Genomic DNA, 15126 nt, shown 5'->3' with positions numbered 1-15126 from the left:
GGTTGTCATCATGGCGCTGACGCTGTCGTTCCTGGCGACGCTGTACCCGTCCTGGCGCGCCGCGCGCCTCGACCCCGTCGAAGCGCTCCGGTACGAGTGAGGGGCTGATGGAGCAGCAGCAGGGGGCTGATGATGTACCGGTCATTTATCTCCACGAGATAAAGCGGCAGTACTTGCAGGGTGAGGTGCCGCTGACGATCCTCGACGGCGCCAAGCTCGCGCTGTGGGCGGGACAGTCGGTCGCGCTGGTGGCGCCGTCGGGCTCCGGCAAGTCGACGCTGCTGCACATTGCAGGGCTGCTGGAAGCGCCCGATTCCGGCGAGGTCTATGTCAACGGCGCGCCGACCTCGCAGCTGCCCGACATCGAGCGCACCCAGCTGCGCCGCACGGATATCGGCTTCGTCTACCAATCGCACCGGCTGCTGCCGGAGTTCTCCGCGCTGGAGAACGTGATGATGCCGCAGATGATCCGCGGCCTGAAGAAGTCCGAGAGCGTCAAGCGCGCCAAGGAGATCCTCGGCTATCTCGGCCTCGGCGACCGCATCACGCATCGTCCCGCCGAGCTGTCGGGGGGCGAGCAGCAGCGCGTCGCCATCGCACGCGCGGTCGCCAATGCGCCGCGCGTGCTGTTCGCGGACGAGCCGACCGGCAATCTCGACCCCGGCACCGCCGAGCACGTGTTCCAGGCCCTGATGCAGCTCGTCAAGGCGACGCGCGTCTCGATGCTGATCGCAACCCACAACATGGAGCTCGCTGGCCGCATGGACCGGCGGGTGTCGCTGTCGAACGGCCAGGTCGTCGAGCTCGAATAAAAAAACTGCGAAAACAACCCCATGCACAGTAGACGGGCGGTTTCAGCGAGGGCCGGCCCGACCCCAGCCAGGCATTTGATGTGTCGGGCAAAACGGCGCTCATCGTACACCGCCGGGCAGGTGGCCTCCTACGGCCTGATCACCGTCAATTTGAACGGCCCGCCATTGGCGGCGGCATGCGCCACGGCCTCATTGGCATGGTCGAGGTCGAAGGCGGTTGTCTCGTACTCCTCCAGCCGCAGCAGTCCGGCACGCACGAGCGCGATCAGGCGGGCGGCTGCATCGGGCGGATACATCCAGACGCCGTGGATGCTGATGCAGTTGCGCATGATCCAGGGGTAGGGCAGCTCGAGGCCCGGACCACCGGCCATGCCGACGCCACCCATCAGCACGATGCGGCCATAGGCGCGCACCGTCATGACCGCCGCGCGCACGACGGTCGGGCTGACCGAGGGCGGCATGATGTCGAACACGCAGTCGATCGGCCCCGGCGCGGCGCGCTTCATTGCTTCGCGGTCGTCGTCCTCGTCCCCGGTGAGCTTGACCGGTTTCACACGGCTGCCGAAGCGGCGGACGAGGTCGGCGAGGATCTTTTCGTTGCGGCCTGGCGTCACCACGCAGGCCGCGCCCATCGCCAGCGCAACCGACACCGCAGCGCTGCCGAAATTGCCGGTGGCGCCGCTCACCAGCACGGTCTCGCCGGGCTGAAGGTTCGCGGCGAGGAAGCCGCCATAGGGCACCAGCAGCGTGCCCAGCGCGCACCATCGCGTGGCTTCCTGCGACGTGATCGTGCCGAGACGTTTGACGTTCTCCGTCGGCACGCGCATCTGCTCGGCGAACGAGCCGTGGCGGAAATGCTGTTGCAGGCGCATCCCGCCAGGGCCGGCGGCCGTGAGCCCCTGCAGGGCGATATCGGGCGCAACGGCGTCGTCGCGCGAGCGCACCGTCGGGTCGCAGAACACCCAGTCGCCGACGGCGAGCTTGGTCGCGTCCGGGCCGACCGCCCGTACCCGGCCGATGCCGCCCGGGCCCGGTATGATCGGCAGGTCGAGCGCGTAGTTGCGCGTCCCGTCGAAGACCTCGTTCATGTAGGACAGCACGCGCGTGGCGACGACGTCGATGATGACCTCGCCGGTGCCGAGCACCGGGTCGGGGGCAGCCTCGATCGTCAGCGGGGATCCGAAGGACTTCAGTACCGCAGCTTTCATGATGTTCACCTCAAGGACGGGTGATACCCATATGCATTACCCTTGAAGCGACAAGAAGGCCTGGTATTATCCTAGTATTCCCGGGGCCCTCCGTCGGGGGAGCGACATCATGACCGATCCACGCCGCATCGAATTCGGAGACTTCCTCCGGTCCCGCCGCGAAAGGCTGTCGCCGAAGACCGTCGGACTGCCCGCTGGCCGCCGGCGCCGCACCGCTGGCCTGCGCCGCGAAGAGGTCGCCCAGCTCGCCGGCATCGGTGTCGACTGGTACATCCGCCTCGAGCAGGGTCGCACCGTCAGCCCCTCGGTCACCACCATCGATGCGCTGGCGCGCGCGCTGCGCCTCTCGAAGACCGAGCACGCCCATCTCAAGGCGTTGGCGCGTGACGGCACGCGCGTGGCCTTCGTGCCGGAGACCGTGCCGCCGCCGATCCAGCGGATGATCCAGAGCCTGGCGCAGCCGGCCTACATCACAGGGCGGCGGTGGGACGTGCTGGCCTGGAACGATGCGGCCGAGGAGGTCTTCGGTTTCGGAAAGCTTCCCGAGCAGGACCGCAACACGCTGCTGCTGGTGCTGACGAATAGACAAACCCGAAAATTCTATGGCGCGGGCTGGGCGGATGTTGCCAAGAGCATGGTCGCGATGTTCCGCGCCACCCACGACGTCTGGGCCGGCGATCCCGCCTTCGCGGAACTGCTGACGCGGCTGCGCCAGGGAAGCCCGGAATTCGTCAAATGGTGGGAAGCGCATGACATCCGCAGCACCTCGTCGGGCCTCAAGACCATGGACCATCCGACCAGGGGCCTGCTCCGGTTCGAGCACACCAGCTTCCAGGCCAATGACGATCCCGCGCTGAAGCTCGTGATCTACACGCCGGTGTAGGGGGCAGGCACATAGGCCGCCTTCGGTGGCGACCTTCGATGGTCAACCGACGCTGTGCTGTGGAACGATTTCGGAAGGCCGGTCGAACTGCGCGATCCGCTGATCCAGGCGCCACAACTCGATGCGATGGAGCTGGACGAGCGCGGCCGCCTGACGCTTGGCCTCCTCATCGTCCCTGCAGGCGATGTTGATGCAGCCGGAGACGCGACCGTCGGGATCGATCTGGAAGGCCCGGTAGTGCTTGATGGTCCGCATCATCGTCCTCCGCGCCTTCGGATGCCGGATGGGTACAACCAATCCGTCAAGCTCGAGGCGACTTCGTTCTGCTTTGCGTTCTGCAGCAACATGTCCCGCGCTGTGCCCGCCGGCATGCGACGAGCACGCTCCCTCGCGTCTGCCGCCGCGGCCAACAGCCGCTCCTGAAGAGATTTTGTCTGTCGCTTTCGATTGCGTTTGACCGTCATGACAGGCTCGCGGATGAAGTCCGCCCGGCCGTCCGATACCATATGCGTATTGAGTGGCTTGGAGGAGGCCGGCAATGTCGAGAGCTTCACGCGGAACGGCGGGTTCCGGCATTTCCATAGGTTAATGCCAGGCTCGAATTTGCTGGAAATCGGCAAGAGGGGAGCGACGTTCGATTGTGCGCGAGAGACGATGCTGTCGTCGGCGACGTTGGCGGCCAGAGGCGATCTCAATGCTTCAGCGTCTCGACCTCGAAAGTGAACTTGACCTGCATCACGGGGCCGCTGGCGTCCCGGACCTCAATCGCCATGAGGTGTCTGCCGCTCACCGGAGTGGACGAGCAGGCCGCGTCCCGCGCCATATCGACCAATGATTTCGCCGCCTCGGCCTGGGCTGCGCGAAGGCCGGAAAGCTCGAGACCTTCCTCGTCAAGGGCCAACTCATCCTCGTCCCGGAGATCAAAATAGTAACGTGGCATGCTCAGATCTCCATGCTCAGATCTCCATTGCCGGTCGGCGCCACGGTTGCGCCTTGACCGGTCTCCGCCGCTCCGAGACAAGCCGCCAGCACGCATTCCTGGTACACAGATCGAGTGCTCCGCCGCCGACGAGCGGCACCGTTCCGCCTAAAGACGGCAGCGCTTCGCATCCGCCTCGTCGACCGCTTTAACATAAGCTAATGGGCAGCACGCTCGTTCCTATGAGGACGAATGCGGGCAGCTACGAAAATTCGACCCAACAGGTTCGGGCAGGGCTGCTGTCGGAACATCGGCGGACGTCTTGAGCCACGCATCGAAGGCTTCGCCGGAGGATCGTTCACTTCGCCCGATACAGTTGAAGATAATTGGGCGAATACATCGCCGCATTCTTGAGCGCTTCGAGATCGCTGATCGTCAAGGTCCGATCCTTCAGCACGATCAAACCGGAGGCCCGCAGTTCCTGGATCGTGCGATTGAGATGAACCACCGAGAGGCCGGTCGCATCCGCCAGATCCATTTGCGTCACCGGAAGGGCGCAGGAATTGCCGTCGACCATGCCTACGGGCCGCAGCCGTTCGAAAATCTCGCAGAACAGATGCGCGACCCGCTCGAAGGCCGCCCGCCGGCCGAGGTTGATGACCCATTCGCGCTGGATCGCGCTGCTCAGCAGCGTCTCGCACATGAAAGCTTCGGCCAGCGTGCGGTTGGCCGCCATCAGCTGTTCGAAGCGCACGCGCTTGATGTCGGCATAGGCAACCGGCGTCGCAGCCGTAATCGAATGGTCGATGGTGGAAAGGAGATAGGCGTGGGAGTCGCAGGTCTCGCCCGGCAGGATGAAATTGACGATCTGTCGTCGTCCGTCCTCCAGCGTCTTGTGGCGGAACAGCCAGCCCGAGAGCACGAGGCGGACGCTGTCGATGCGATCGCCTTCGGTGATCAAATCCTCGCCCGGCCCGGCACGCAGCAGACCTTCGAGAATGGCGTGCTCCAGCGCCGCGGTGTCCTCGTCAGACAGCGGACGCAAGGCGTTGAAGCGGCGAAAGACCGCCTGCGCCACCCCGCCATCGGTCCCGTGAGCCCGCATCATCCCTCCATCGACGGCGTATGGAAGGTACGTTTGGTCAGGGGGATTGCAATCAGGCACATGAGGCCGGACGCGTTGAACGACATGGTCGTTTGCCCCTTCAACTCGAACGCAAGGCTACGCTCCAGAAGCTCGGTGCCGAAGCCCGAGCGCGGCGGTGGTGTTACCGCCGGACCGCCGCGCTCGCGCCATTCGAACAGCAGTTGCGGGAGCTCGATGGCCCCATCGATACGCCACGAGATTTCGAGCCGGCCGCCGGGCTGACTCAACGCGCCATAATTGAGTGCGTTGGTTGCAAGCTCGTGGATCGCGAGGGCAAAGGTCTCTGCCGCCTTCGGCTGGAAGCGGATCGCGGGTCCGGACGCGCGGACCTGCTCGCCCTCACGGGCATTATAGGCAAGCAGCTCCTCGATGACGAGATATTCCAGATCGACGCCGCCTTCGGGATCGCGCGTCACGAGCGCCTGGGTGCGCGCGAAGGCGTTGAGGCGCCCGTCGAGATGGGCGGCGTACTCCTCGACAGTCGAACTCGTGTCCGCGGAGCGGCGCGCGATCGACCGCACCACGCCCAGCGTATTGCGAACGCGGTGCTGAAGCTCGGCGAGGAGAAGGCGCTGCCGCTCCTCTGCGCGTGTGATCGCGGTGACGTCGATGAAGTTGATCACGACGCCTGCGATGAAATTGTCGATGCTGCGATAGGGCAGGATGCGGACGATGTAGCGCGTGCCGCTGTCGGGCGCGGTCAGCTCGCGTTCGGCGCTGGCGAGCGTACGCAGCACGCGGCGCACGTCGTCGTAGAGTTCCTCGATCGGAATGCGCGCCTTGATATGGGCGATCGGGCGGCCGACGTCGGTCTCGACCAGATGCAGGATCTGCGTGATTGCGGGGGTGAAGTTCATCACACGGAGATCATTGTCGAGGAAGACGGTCGCGATCTGCGTGCTTTCGAGGAAGTTCTTGAGATCGCTGGTGGCGCGGGTCAGTTCCTGAACCCGGTGTGCGAGCTCGCCATTGACGGTGGTCAGTTCCTCGTTGACCGATTGCAGCTCTCGCGCGAGGTCTCCAGCTCCTCGTTGGCAGATTGCAGCTCTTCATTGAGCGACTGATACTCCTCGTTCGAGGATTTCAGCTCTTCATTGGTGCTTTCGAGCTCCTCGATCGTTGCCTGGAGGCGTTCGCGCGTCGCCCGCAATTCGCCTTCGAGACGCTCGACATGCTCGGTCCGCACCAGCACGCCGGGATTGTTCTCGGGAGCGTCGGCGACGCGCGCCGGGCCGTCCTTGAACAGGACGACGAAATTGCGATGTCCGCCGGCGCCCTCCAGGATCGGCTCGACGGTGATGTCGACGAGAACGCGATGGCCGTTGACGCCGAGCTGGACCTGTTCGGCATGGGCGGATTCGTTGGTCTCCGAGGCGCGGGAGAGGGCGGTGCGCAATTCCAGCCTGAGATCGCGATGCACCAGCTGGAGTAGATCGAGCGAGGCCGCGCCGGCCGTCGGTTCGATGTAGCGCCCGGTGCGGCCGGAGAAATGCAGGATCTGGAAATTGTCGTCCGTGATCACATAGGCCGGCGCATAGCGCTCCGCGATGCGCTGGGCGCGGCGTTCGAGGCCCACATCCGGCCCGAACGCGCGGACCGGCGGCACCTCGACCGGCGCGCGCCCGGCTGAGGTCGAAATCGGAAACTCCGGAGGCAGCCGCGTGCCGGTATCGAGCTTCTTGAAGATGCGGGCGCGGCGATCGACCGGCGCAAACAGCTTCGGGTGCCGCGTCACGTTCTCCGAATTGCCGAGGAACAGGAAGCGCTCGGGCAGCAGCGCGAAATGGAACAGCGGGATCACCCGGTTCTGAAGCTCTGCATTGAGGTAGATCAGAAGGTTGCGGCAGGAGACGAGATCGAGCTTGGAGAACGGGGCATCCTTGATCACGTTGTGCTGGGAGAAGATGCACATCTCCCGCAGTTCCTTCACCACGCAATAGGTGTCGCCCTCGCGGACGAACCAGCGCGCCAGGCGCTCGGGGGACATGTCCTGCTCGATATTGGTGCGGTAGCGCCCGACGCGGGCGGTCGCGAGCGCCCGACCGTCGATGTCGGTCGCGAAGATCTGGACCTGGGGAGCGGAATCGAGCGTCGCCATGTGCTCGCGCAGCAGGATGCCGATCGAATAGGCCTCCTCGCCGGTAGCGCAGCCCAGCACCCAGACGCGGACCTGCTGGCCGCTGCCCTTGCCCTCGAAGATCTTCGGGATGATCTGCGTATCGAGCACCTCGAACTCGCGCTTGTCGCGGAAGAACTCGGTGACGCCGATCAGGAGGTCGTTGAAGAGATTCTGGGCCTCGTCCTTGTCGCTGCGCAGGAAATCGACATAGGCGGTGATCTCCTCGATCTGCACGACCTGCATGCGCCGCTGCACGCGGCGCAGGAAGGTGTTCTGCTTGTAGCCGTGGAAATCGTTGCCGGTCTTGTTGCGCAGGATGTCGGCGATGCGCGACAGCGAGGTCGCCGCCGCGGCCAGGACCTCGTCAAATCCCTGCTTCTCCTCCAGCCGCCGGAGATGGCGGGCATAGACCTGGATGTGCTCCGGGATGTCCTCGGGCGGCAGGACGTAATCTGCGATCGCCGCCGGCCTGTTGCTGTCGACCAGATGGTCGGATTCCTCGCTGGCGAGCCTCTGGGCAATTGCAAGCCCGCCATGGTCCTTCAGGGTGGCCGCGCCGAGCGTGCCGTCGCCGCCGGTCCCGCTCAAGAGAACGCCGATGGATTGCTCGGCGCGCTCTTCGGCCAGCGACACCAGAAAGCTGTCGATCGTGGCCCGCTCGCCGGGACCCTGTTCGGCCTTGCGCACCGCAAAGCGTCCGTCCTGGATCGTGGTGATCATGCCCGGCGGGCTGAGATAGATCGTGCCTCCTTCCACCGCCATCGCATCGCGGATGTCGGCGAGACGCGCGCTGTCGGCGCGCTGGACGATGCTCCGCAGCCGCGCGTCGTCGAGCACCTCGGCGTTCTGGAGGACAAGAACGACCGCCTGGTCGTCGCCCAATGTCAGCTTGGCGAAGAATCGCTCGATGCTGTCGAGTGCGCCGGTCGAAGCCCCCACGCCGATGACCAACGGGGCTTTGGCCTGAGGCTCCGGCTCCTCCGCCGTCTTGCCGACTTCGTCCATGATTGCCGCTACTCTCGTTGCCCGGGACCGACGGGTTCCAGTTTCTGCAAATAGCAGGAATCGACGTCATCCCAACAGCTAAAAGCGGAAAACGTTCGCGCTTCTCATGCCCCGATGGTGCAAATCGAAAGACCCACGCCCCGGCACTGCGGACCGCTGCCGTATCAGCCGCCGGCTGGTGGCAAGGGGGCCACCTCCTGCTGGAGGTAGTCCACTCTCTGAATGATCAGGGTGCGATGCCGCTCCCATTCCACCAGGGTCTGCTTGAGCAGCTCCACCAGCCGTTCGGCCTGCCGGCAATCGTGTCCGCCGGCTTGCAACTCCCGCACCCGATCCTCCTGCCTGTGGACCCGATGCCAGCCTTCCTCGATATCGACGTCGGCTTTCTTCAGAAGCCGCTGCTCGTCGCGGAGTTGCCGGGTACGCTCGGTCAAGGATACTGCCATGGCAGGGGTATCTCACTTCCCTTGCTGGACGGGAGGATCGAGCGATTGTAGCACGACGCGCCGGATCATGTCGGCATATTCGCGATATTCGGCCGCGCGCCTCTCGTACATTTCGGCCACCGCCGGCCTGCCGCTGCGACGGCCATCTGCGGCCATGCGCTGCACCAGCTCGGCCCGCTCCTCGATGATCCGGAGCGCGACGCGCAGGGCTTCGTCGACTTGACCTTCCTGCTCCTTGGCGAGGGCATCGGCGGTATAGGCGTGGCCGACCTGACAGCGAAACCTCATGGGACGTGCTTCTTTCACCTGCGAGAGAACTCCGCCGCAACCGGGGCAGGTCAGCGCCGCCGGATCGGCGATGTCGGCCAGGATCGCGCTGCCGATTCTTTCACCCGCGGCGATCTCGACCTCCAGGCGGATATCCGGAGCGATCGGACGTGCGATCCCCGGCGGTTCCCGGGCAAGATCGGAGAGCACGTCGCCGAGCCGCGCCGCGGGAACGCAGAGGTCGGCGCCGGCCGCCTCCAGCGCGCGCTGCGGCATCTCCACCGCGATCGCCTCCGACGGATCCTGCACGATCGTCATTCCGCCGCAGCGTTTGATCGCGTTCAGGCCGGCGGCGCCGTCCGACAGCAATCCGCTCAGCACCAGCCCGATCACGCGCGGACCATGATGCAGCGCGGCCGAGCGGAACAGCGCGTCGATCGCCGGTCGCACCATGTTCTCGCGCGGGCCGCGCCCGAGCCGGATTCGATCGTCCAGGAGCAGCAAATGATGGTCCGGGGCGCCGAGATAGACGTGGCCGCGCTCGAACTTCATGCCGTCGACGGCTTGATGCACCGGCAGTCTGCCGGCAGCGGCGGCGACGGTGGACAGGATGCCGATGCCCTGTGCAGGGATGTGGAGGACGATAAAGACGGCTGCCGGAACATCCGGATGCAAATCCGCCAGAATCCGTTTCACCGGGGCCGTCGCTCCCGCGGAACCGCCGATGACGATGATGTCGCGGTTGCTCATGGAACCCGCCATTCAATGCTTCGTTTGCACCAAGACGGCCTTGAGGCCTATGTTCCTATCCATTGGCGGGACTGGAGGAGACATGGCGTTATCGCCAACGTTGTCGCGCGGGCACGCCCTCTTGTCGGGACGTCGCATTCTCGTGGTCGAGGATGAGTATTTCCTGGCTGACGACATCAGCCGTGCGCTGCGGTCGGCGGGCGCGGAAATCGCCGGTCCGGTCGGCGAGCTCGAGGATGCGCTTCCGATCATCAACGGTGATGGCGTTCTCGACGGCGCAGTGCTCGACGTGAACGTTCACAGCGAGATGGTCTTCCCAGTGGCGCAGGAGCTCAGGGCGCGCCAGGTGCCATTCGTGTTCACGACCGGTTACGACAAGGTGAGCATCGCTCCACAATTTCAAGACGTGATGCTGTGGGAAAAGCCGATCGACATCGCCGCGATGGTCCGCGGCCTGGCCGGGCTGATCGGGAAGCCCAAGGCGTGAGGCGCGGCGCCGCGCCGTTGGTGCAACTCGCACATGGTCCGAGTGAAGTTCGAATGATCTGCACCCCCGCGCAGGCGACGCGCGGCTCTGTCCTTTTCGCGCGAACTGGCTCGCGATGCCCTCAAGATACTGCGCGACAGCGCGCACGTCGCAAAGGCGCAACGTATCCGAGATGAACGGGCTGCGGTTGAACCGGTTCGGGGAGAGGGCGATCCGGCCTAAAGCGCGATGGTTTCAGGCATGTTCCACTCGGAAAACCGCTTCGCGCGTCTCCGGATCATGCCTTAGAGCAGCCGGCTCCAGGTCAGCCACATAGCCACGGCAAGGCAAAGGGCGATCCCGAGATAGGGCAAGGCTTGCGGCAAGGCTTGGGGCAAGCCTTGCGACAAGGCCTGGCGCAACGAGGAGTCCGTCAAGCCACCATCATCCATATGATCGCTCCCAGCATTACCAGGAAACCCAGCATCGCTGTCGCGATGAAAGCCCGTTCGATCCGATCCATCGTCATCGTGTTGCCCTCATCCCGGACACGATTTTGACCTTGTTCCGCGCGGTGCGCATTAGGCTATGTGAATCGCCAACGGGAATCGGGATCAGCGAGGGCTGCTTCGTTCGCGCGAGGTCGGTTTCAGGCCGCGTGAACGTTCCAGTTTCATTTGCGCCATGGCGATGCCGGAGATTGCGAGCGGCCCCGCGATCAGCTCCTGCGTCACCTGCTCGCTCCGGTCGGATTCGCCACCCGAGGCGACGCTGCTCCGCCCGCGCAGTCGCTGGCGCCGGATCACCGCAACTGTTCGGCGGGTTCGGCATCGCGCCGAGCGACGGACCAGATCAGCAAACCGAGAAGCGCGAGTGCCGCGCCCACAGGGCCGGTGGACGTCCAGCCCAGCCCCGCGCGGATCGCGAGGCCGCCCAGGAACGGGCCGAGCGCGTTGGCGGTGTTGAACGCCGAATGATTGAGCGCGGCCGCGAGCGCCTGCGCCTCGCCCGCGACGTCCATCAGCCGCGTCTGGAGGATGGCGCCGAGCGAGACGCTGGCGCCGATCGCGAAGATGTCCAGCGCCAGCAGCCAGGGATTGCCGGCGACGAGCGGAAACACCAGGAGTGCGACCGCAGCAAACAGCAGGATGACGCCTGCGGTCGGCATCAGGGCGCGGTCCGCAAAGCGCGGCACCAACAGATTGCCGAGCGTGGCGCCGATGCCGAAAATCGCGAGGAAGAACGGAATGGCGGTGAGGCTGACCCTGGTGACCTCGATCAGCGTCGTCGCAAGATAGGTGTAGACGGCAAACATGCCGCCGAAGCCGATGGCGCCGATCGCCAGTGTGATCCAGACGCGGCCGCTCTTCAAGGCGCCGAGCTCCCGCAGCGGATCCGACCGGCCCGCCTGGTCGCGCGGCACGAACAGGGCGCACAGCAGCACCGTGAGCAGCGCCAGCACCGATACGAGACCAAAACTCGCGCGCCAGCCAACCGCCTGGCCGATCAGATTGGCCAGCGGCACGCCGATGATGGTAGCGCAGGTCAGGCCGAGCATCACCTGGCCGATCGCTTGCGAGCGGCGCTGTTGCGGAACCAGGGAAGCTGCGACCAGCGCGGCGATGCCGAAATAGGCGCCATGCGGCAGCCCCGCGAGGAAGCGCGCCGCGATCATCCAGCCAAAGCCGGGTGCGAGCGCGGTGAGCATGTTGCCGAGCGCGAACACGGCCATCAGCACGAGCAACTGCGTGCGCCGGGCAAAGCGCGCCCCCAGCACCGCGATCAGCGGCGCGCCCAGCACGACGCCAAGCGCGTAAGCACTGATCGCGTGGCCTGCGGTCGGCTCGTCGACGTGGAGGTCGGCGGCGAAGAACGGCAGCAGGCTCATCGAGGCGAACTCGGTGGTCCCGATCGCAAAGCCGCCCATCGCGAGCGAGATCAGGACGACGGCGAGGTGAGGGGAAGAAGCGGCCGCGGTTGCAACGGCGCGGGGCGAGGTCGCGAGAGGCGAGGTCGTCATGAGTCCTGCATGGTGGCGTCAACGGGAACCAGCCCAACGAGCGTCGCCATCCCTGCAAGATTTCTGTGTCGTACTTAAACCGGGATCAGCCTGCGTCAACACTTCATGCCGGGCCGAGGGCAGGCCGCATATCAGCCCCCCGATCTGCGCCTGCCGAGGCTAGCCGGAACGCCTGGAGCGCGGAGCGGCTCTTGGCTGCGGATAATAGGGGTTCACGACGCAACTCGCCGAACGACCAACCGCGAGGTATTTGCATTGCGCGAGCGAGGTGTAGCGGCAGTCGAAATAGCCCACCTGGCCGTAGATCTGCATGCAGATGGGATAGCTGGGATCATAGGTCTGCGCATGCGCAGGTGCGTTCACAAAGAGTGTGCCGGTTGCAACGAGCGCAAGCCAGGCGCTGCGCATCTCAGCGCGACACGTCATAGCCCGGCGCCCATGAGCGCGGACGATTTTGGTACGCGTAGGGATCATCGCTCTGTCCGGCGAAGTAGGGATTGGCGATGCAGGTCAGCGCGCGGCCCGATGCGCTTGCCTGACACTGCGCGTAGGTGTCGAACCTGCAATTGCTCAGTCCCGGCCATTCATCGCCGGTGAGACAGAACGCGTGATGCGTGCCGAAGGCGCGTGCAGGCGTGCTGGCGCTCAGCGTCAGCGTGAATGTGGCGATTGCGAGCGAAAATGTGGCGACAATGGGGAGGGCAATTCGGCCGCGCATTTCTCAATTCTCCAATCACACAATTGTGCGCGCGACGTCGTTACGCGCAACTGCAGTTTATCTCGTCTCGTCGTCATTGGAACTGCCGAAAATACTTGTTTCAAAGGGTTTCCAGCGCGCACCGATAAACATCCATTAACTCACGAGGGGCCTTTGGCTCTGACTGTTGCGTCGAGGCTACAGCAATTCCGTCGCGCGCTGTTATGACGACGCCACGGCCAGGGGGCCTAACGACGAAACTGGAACGGGATTGAAATGAAGAAGAATTTGTTGCTTGCCGCTGTGAGCCTCGTCGCGCTCAGCGCAGCTGCGCCGGCGCTGGCTGCCGATCTCGCCGCGCGTCCCTACACCAAGGCGCCTGCGATGGTCGCGACCATCTATGACTGGAGCGGCTTCTACATCGGCATCAACGGCGGTGGTGGTTCGGCGCACTCGACCTGGGATCTCGTCGGCGGTGGCCGCGAAGGTTCGCACGATGCGACCGGCGGCACGGTCGGTGGCCAGATCGGCTATCGCTGGCAGTCCGGCCAGTGGGTGTTCGGCGTGGAAGGCCAGGGCAACTGGGCCGACTTCTCGGGCGACAACATCAGCGCGCTGTTCGCGACCCGCAACCGCTCGAAGATCGACTCGTTCGGTCTGATCACCGGTCAGGTCGGCTACGCCTGGAACAACGTCCTGCTCTACGTCAAGGGCGGTGCGGCTGTCGCCGGCACGAAGTACGAAGTGTTCAACGCGGCTTCGGGCGCGCTGCTCTCCTCGAACGACCAGACCCGCTGGGGTGGTACGGTCGGTGCCGGCCTCGAGTACGGCTTCGCCCCGAACTGGTCGGTTGGCGTCGAGTACAACCACATCTTCCTGCAGGACAAGGATGTCACCTTCGCCCTGGTGCCCTCGACCGATCGCATCCGTCAGGACGTCGACATGGGTCTCGTCCGCCTGAACTACAAGTTCGGCGGCCCGATCCTCGGCCGCTACTGATACCGATCGCTCTTTGCGAGCGGTTCTCGAAAGCCCCGGCCTGTTGGCCGGGGCTTTTTTGTTACGTGAATTCAGCGAGTTAACCATCGCATCGCGAGATCGCTGGCCAGGCTTGACTCCCGTGAACGAAATGAGAACAATGTTCTTCATACGTTCTAGCAAGGGAGCGAGACCATGTTCAGGATTTTCGTGGAAGAGGCGGCTGCACTGGCGTCCATCACGCTGTTCGTCGGGATGATCGCGATCTGGGCCCAGGTCATACCGCAGCTCTGATTCTTGAGCTCAAGACAGGCCCGGTTGGGGAAAAGCGGGACGACGCGGCGGATCGGCCGCTCCGGCGTGGACTCTCGCGGCGTGACACCCCACCATTGTGAGGCGAGTCGGCCGGGCGCGGGCACCATGTGCATGCTGTGCCTTGAGGAGCCGGCGCCCGCTTCATCTCATTTGCAAGAGGCCGTCACGCGACCATGCCGAGCGCCGGATTTGTCCACCTTCACGTTCACTCGGCCTATTCGCTGCTCAAGGGCTCGATCAAGATCGCCAAGCTCGCCGAGCTCGCGAAGAAAGATCACCAGCCGGCGCTGGCGCTGACCGACACCGACAACCTGTTCGGTGCGCTGGAGTTCTCCGACAAGATGGCGGGCTCCGGCATCCAGCCGATCGTCGGTTGCGAGCTTGCGATCGACTTCGCGGACCAGGATCCCAATGCACGTAACACCATCGGGCCCTCGCGCGTCGTTCTGCTGGCAGCGCAGGAGCGCGGTTATCGTAGCCTGATGCGGCTCAATTCACGGGCGTTCCTGGAAACGCCCGACAGCCACGCACCCTTCATCAAGTTCGACTGGCTCGAGGGCGAGACCGAAGGCCTGATCGCGCTCACGGGCGGCCCCGAAGGGCCGATCTCGCTGGCGCTGGCCGGCGGCCACGCCGAGCTTGCGGCGGCGCGCTGCGAGCGTCTCGCCGGCCTGTTCGGCGACCGGCTCTACGTCGAATTGCAGCGCCACAACATCGACAAGGAGCGTCGCGTCGAAAGCGGCCTGATCGACATCGCCTACGCGAAGGGCCTGCCGCTGGTCGCGACCAACGAGCCGTATTTCGCCTCGACCGACGATTACGAGGCGCATGATGCGCTGCTCTGCATCGCCGGCGGCCGGCTGATCGCCGAGACCGATCGCGTGCAGCTCACCCCCGATCACCGCTTCAAGACCCGCGCCGAGATGGCGGTGCTGTTCGCCGACATTCCGGAGGCGCTGGCCTCCACGGTCGAGATCGCCGAGCGCTGCTCGTTCCGCCCGATGACGCGCAAGCCGATCCTGCCGTTCTTCACGGTCGGCGCCGCGGCGAGCTCGGATGCCGCCGCGGTCGAGGCCGCCGAATTGAAGCGGCAG

General features: G+C 65.0%; 14 protein-coding genes and 1 pseudogene. 5 read left to right on the top strand and 10 right to left on the bottom strand.

Features of this window, described 5'->3' with window-relative positions:
• Positions 1-107 precede the first annotated feature (107 nt).
• Complete coding sequence (locus A5906_RS18905; RefSeq protein WP_080136899.1) at positions 108-812, top strand: ABC transporter ATP-binding protein; 705 nt, start codon at positions 108-110, stop codon at positions 810-812.
• A 128-nt stretch (positions 813-940) separates the two neighbouring features.
• Here the strand turns inward: A5906_RS18905 and A5906_RS18900 are convergent, their stop codons facing one another.
• Positions 941-2020, bottom strand: coding sequence for a quinone oxidoreductase family protein (locus A5906_RS18900; RefSeq protein ID WP_080137287.1), 1080 nt, complete (start codon positions 2018-2020; stop codon positions 941-943).
• Between the two features lie 109 nt (positions 2021-2129).
• Between A5906_RS18900 and A5906_RS18895 the strand changes: the two genes are divergently transcribed.
• A complete protein-coding gene (locus A5906_RS18895) occupies positions 2130-2903 on the top strand; it encodes a helix-turn-helix transcriptional regulator (protein ID WP_080136898.1) in 774 nt (257 codons plus the stop codon).
• A gap of 42 nt (positions 2904-2945) precedes the next feature.
• Here A5906_RS18895 and A5906_RS18890 read toward each other — a convergent pair whose 3' ends face one another.
• From A5906_RS18890 to A5906_RS18860, 6 genes and pseudogenes are all read right to left on the bottom strand, one after another.
• A complete protein-coding gene (locus A5906_RS18890) occupies positions 2946-3158 on the bottom strand; it encodes a hypothetical protein (RefSeq protein ID WP_080137286.1) in 213 nt (70 codons plus the stop codon).
• A 436-nt stretch (positions 3159-3594) separates the two neighbouring features.
• Positions 3595-3843, bottom strand: coding sequence for a DUF6894 family protein (locus A5906_RS18880; protein WP_080136897.1), 249 nt, complete (start codon positions 3841-3843; stop codon positions 3595-3597).
• Between the two features lie 337 nt (positions 3844-4180).
• A complete protein-coding gene (locus A5906_RS18875) occupies positions 4181-4930 on the bottom strand; it encodes a Crp/Fnr family transcriptional regulator (RefSeq protein WP_136615338.1) in 750 nt (249 codons plus the stop codon).
• Positions 4927-8093: pseudogene (locus A5906_RS18870) on the bottom strand (CheR family methyltransferase). Before A5906_RS18870 ends, A5906_RS18875 begins: the two are co-directional and overlap by 4 nt.
• A 164-nt stretch (positions 8094-8257) precedes the next feature.
• Positions 8258-8527, bottom strand: a complete 270-nt coding sequence (locus A5906_RS18865; protein WP_245326787.1) for a hypothetical protein — start codon at positions 8525-8527, stop codon at positions 8258-8260.
• A gap of 24 nt (positions 8528-8551) precedes the next feature.
• Positions 8552-9556: a chemotaxis protein CheB gene (locus A5906_RS18860; RefSeq protein ID WP_080136895.1), complete on the bottom strand. Its 1005-nt coding sequence runs from the start codon at positions 9554-9556 to the stop codon at positions 8552-8554.
• Between A5906_RS18860 and A5906_RS18855 the strand changes: the two genes are divergently transcribed.
• Positions 9531-10043, top strand: a complete 513-nt coding sequence (locus tag A5906_RS18855) for a response regulator (protein ID WP_347337606.1) — start codon at positions 9531-9533, stop codon at positions 10041-10043. The two genes, A5906_RS18860 and A5906_RS18855, sit on opposite strands and share 26 nt — an antisense overlap.
• Before the next feature lie 781 nt (positions 10044-10824).
• Here A5906_RS18855 and A5906_RS18845 read toward each other — a convergent pair.
• The 3 genes from A5906_RS18845 to A5906_RS18835 form a co-directional block, all read right to left on the bottom strand.
• Complete coding sequence (locus A5906_RS18845) at positions 10825-12042, bottom strand: MFS transporter (protein ID WP_080136892.1); 1218 nt, start codon at positions 12040-12042, stop codon at positions 10825-10827.
• A 159-nt stretch (positions 12043-12201) separates the two neighbouring features.
• Positions 12202-12450, bottom strand: coding sequence for a DUF3551 domain-containing protein (locus A5906_RS18840; protein WP_080136891.1), 249 nt, complete (start codon positions 12448-12450; stop codon positions 12202-12204).
• A 1-nt stretch (position 12451) separates the two neighbouring features.
• Positions 12452-12760, bottom strand: coding sequence for a DUF3551 domain-containing protein (locus tag A5906_RS18835; protein WP_080136890.1), 309 nt, complete (start codon positions 12758-12760; stop codon positions 12452-12454).
• Between the two features lie 255 nt (positions 12761-13015).
• Here A5906_RS18835 and A5906_RS18830 point away from each other — a divergent pair, with 255 nt between their 5' ends.
• Complete coding sequence (locus A5906_RS18830) at positions 13016-13738, top strand: outer membrane protein (RefSeq protein WP_080136889.1); 723 nt, start codon at positions 13016-13018, stop codon at positions 13736-13738.
• A gap of 467 nt (positions 13739-14205) precedes the next feature.
• The coding region (locus A5906_RS44675; RefSeq protein WP_245326786.1) for a PHP domain-containing protein at positions 14206-15126 on the top strand (921 nt) is incomplete at its 3' end.

Origin of the sequence: Bradyrhizobium sacchari, assembly GCF_002068095.1 — a bacterium.
Taxonomy (GTDB): domain Bacteria; phylum Pseudomonadota; class Alphaproteobacteria; order Rhizobiales; family Xanthobacteraceae; genus Bradyrhizobium; species Bradyrhizobium sacchari.
Note: the sequence above shows the minus strand (reverse complement) of the source record. Positions and strands in the feature narration are given on the sequence as shown.

What these genes read in the sequence shown, in the direction of transcription:
- A5906_RS18835 (WP_080136890.1), bottom strand. Translation starts at nt 12,760, where the DNA reads ATGCGCGGCCGAATTGCCCTCCCCATTGTCGCCACATTTTCGCTCGCA.
- A5906_RS18845 (WP_080136892.1), bottom strand. Translation starts at nt 12,042, where the DNA reads ATGACGACCTCGCCTCTCGCGACCTCGCCCCGCGCCGTTGCAACCGCG.
- A5906_RS18900 (WP_080137287.1), bottom strand. Translation starts at nt 2,020, where the DNA reads ATGAAAGCTGCGGTACTGAAGTCCTTCGGATCCCCGCTGACGATCGAG.
- A5906_RS18890 (WP_080137286.1), bottom strand. Translation starts at nt 3,158, where the DNA reads ATGCGGACCATCAAGCACTACCGGGCCTTCCAGATCGATCCCGACGGT.
- A5906_RS18880 (WP_080136897.1), bottom strand. Translation starts at nt 3,843, where the DNA reads ATGCCACGTTACTATTTTGATCTCCGGGACGAGGATGAGTTGGCCCTT.
- A5906_RS18860 (WP_080136895.1), bottom strand. Translation starts at nt 9,556, where the DNA reads ATGAGCAACCGCGACATCATCGTCATCGGCGGTTCCGCGGGAGCGACG.
- A5906_RS18830 (WP_080136889.1), top strand. Translation starts at nt 13,016, where the DNA reads ATGAAGAAGAATTTGTTGCTTGCCGCTGTGAGCCTCGTCGCGCTCAGC.
- A5906_RS18875 (WP_136615338.1), bottom strand. Translation starts at nt 4,930, where the DNA reads ATGATGCGGGCTCACGGGACCGATGGCGGGGTGGCGCAGGCGGTCTTT.
- A5906_RS18905 (WP_080136899.1), top strand. Translation starts at nt 108, where the DNA reads ATGGAGCAGCAGCAGGGGGCTGATGATGTACCGGTCATTTATCTCCAC.
- A5906_RS18840 (WP_080136891.1), bottom strand. Translation starts at nt 12,450, where the DNA reads ATGCGCAGCGCCTGGCTTGCGCTCGTTGCAACCGGCACACTCTTTGTG.
- A5906_RS18855 (WP_347337606.1), top strand. Translation starts at nt 9,531, where the DNA reads ATGACGATGATGTCGCGGTTGCTCATGGAACCCGCCATTCAATGCTTC.
- A5906_RS18895 (WP_080136898.1), top strand. Translation starts at nt 2,130, where the DNA reads ATGACCGATCCACGCCGCATCGAATTCGGAGACTTCCTCCGGTCCCGC.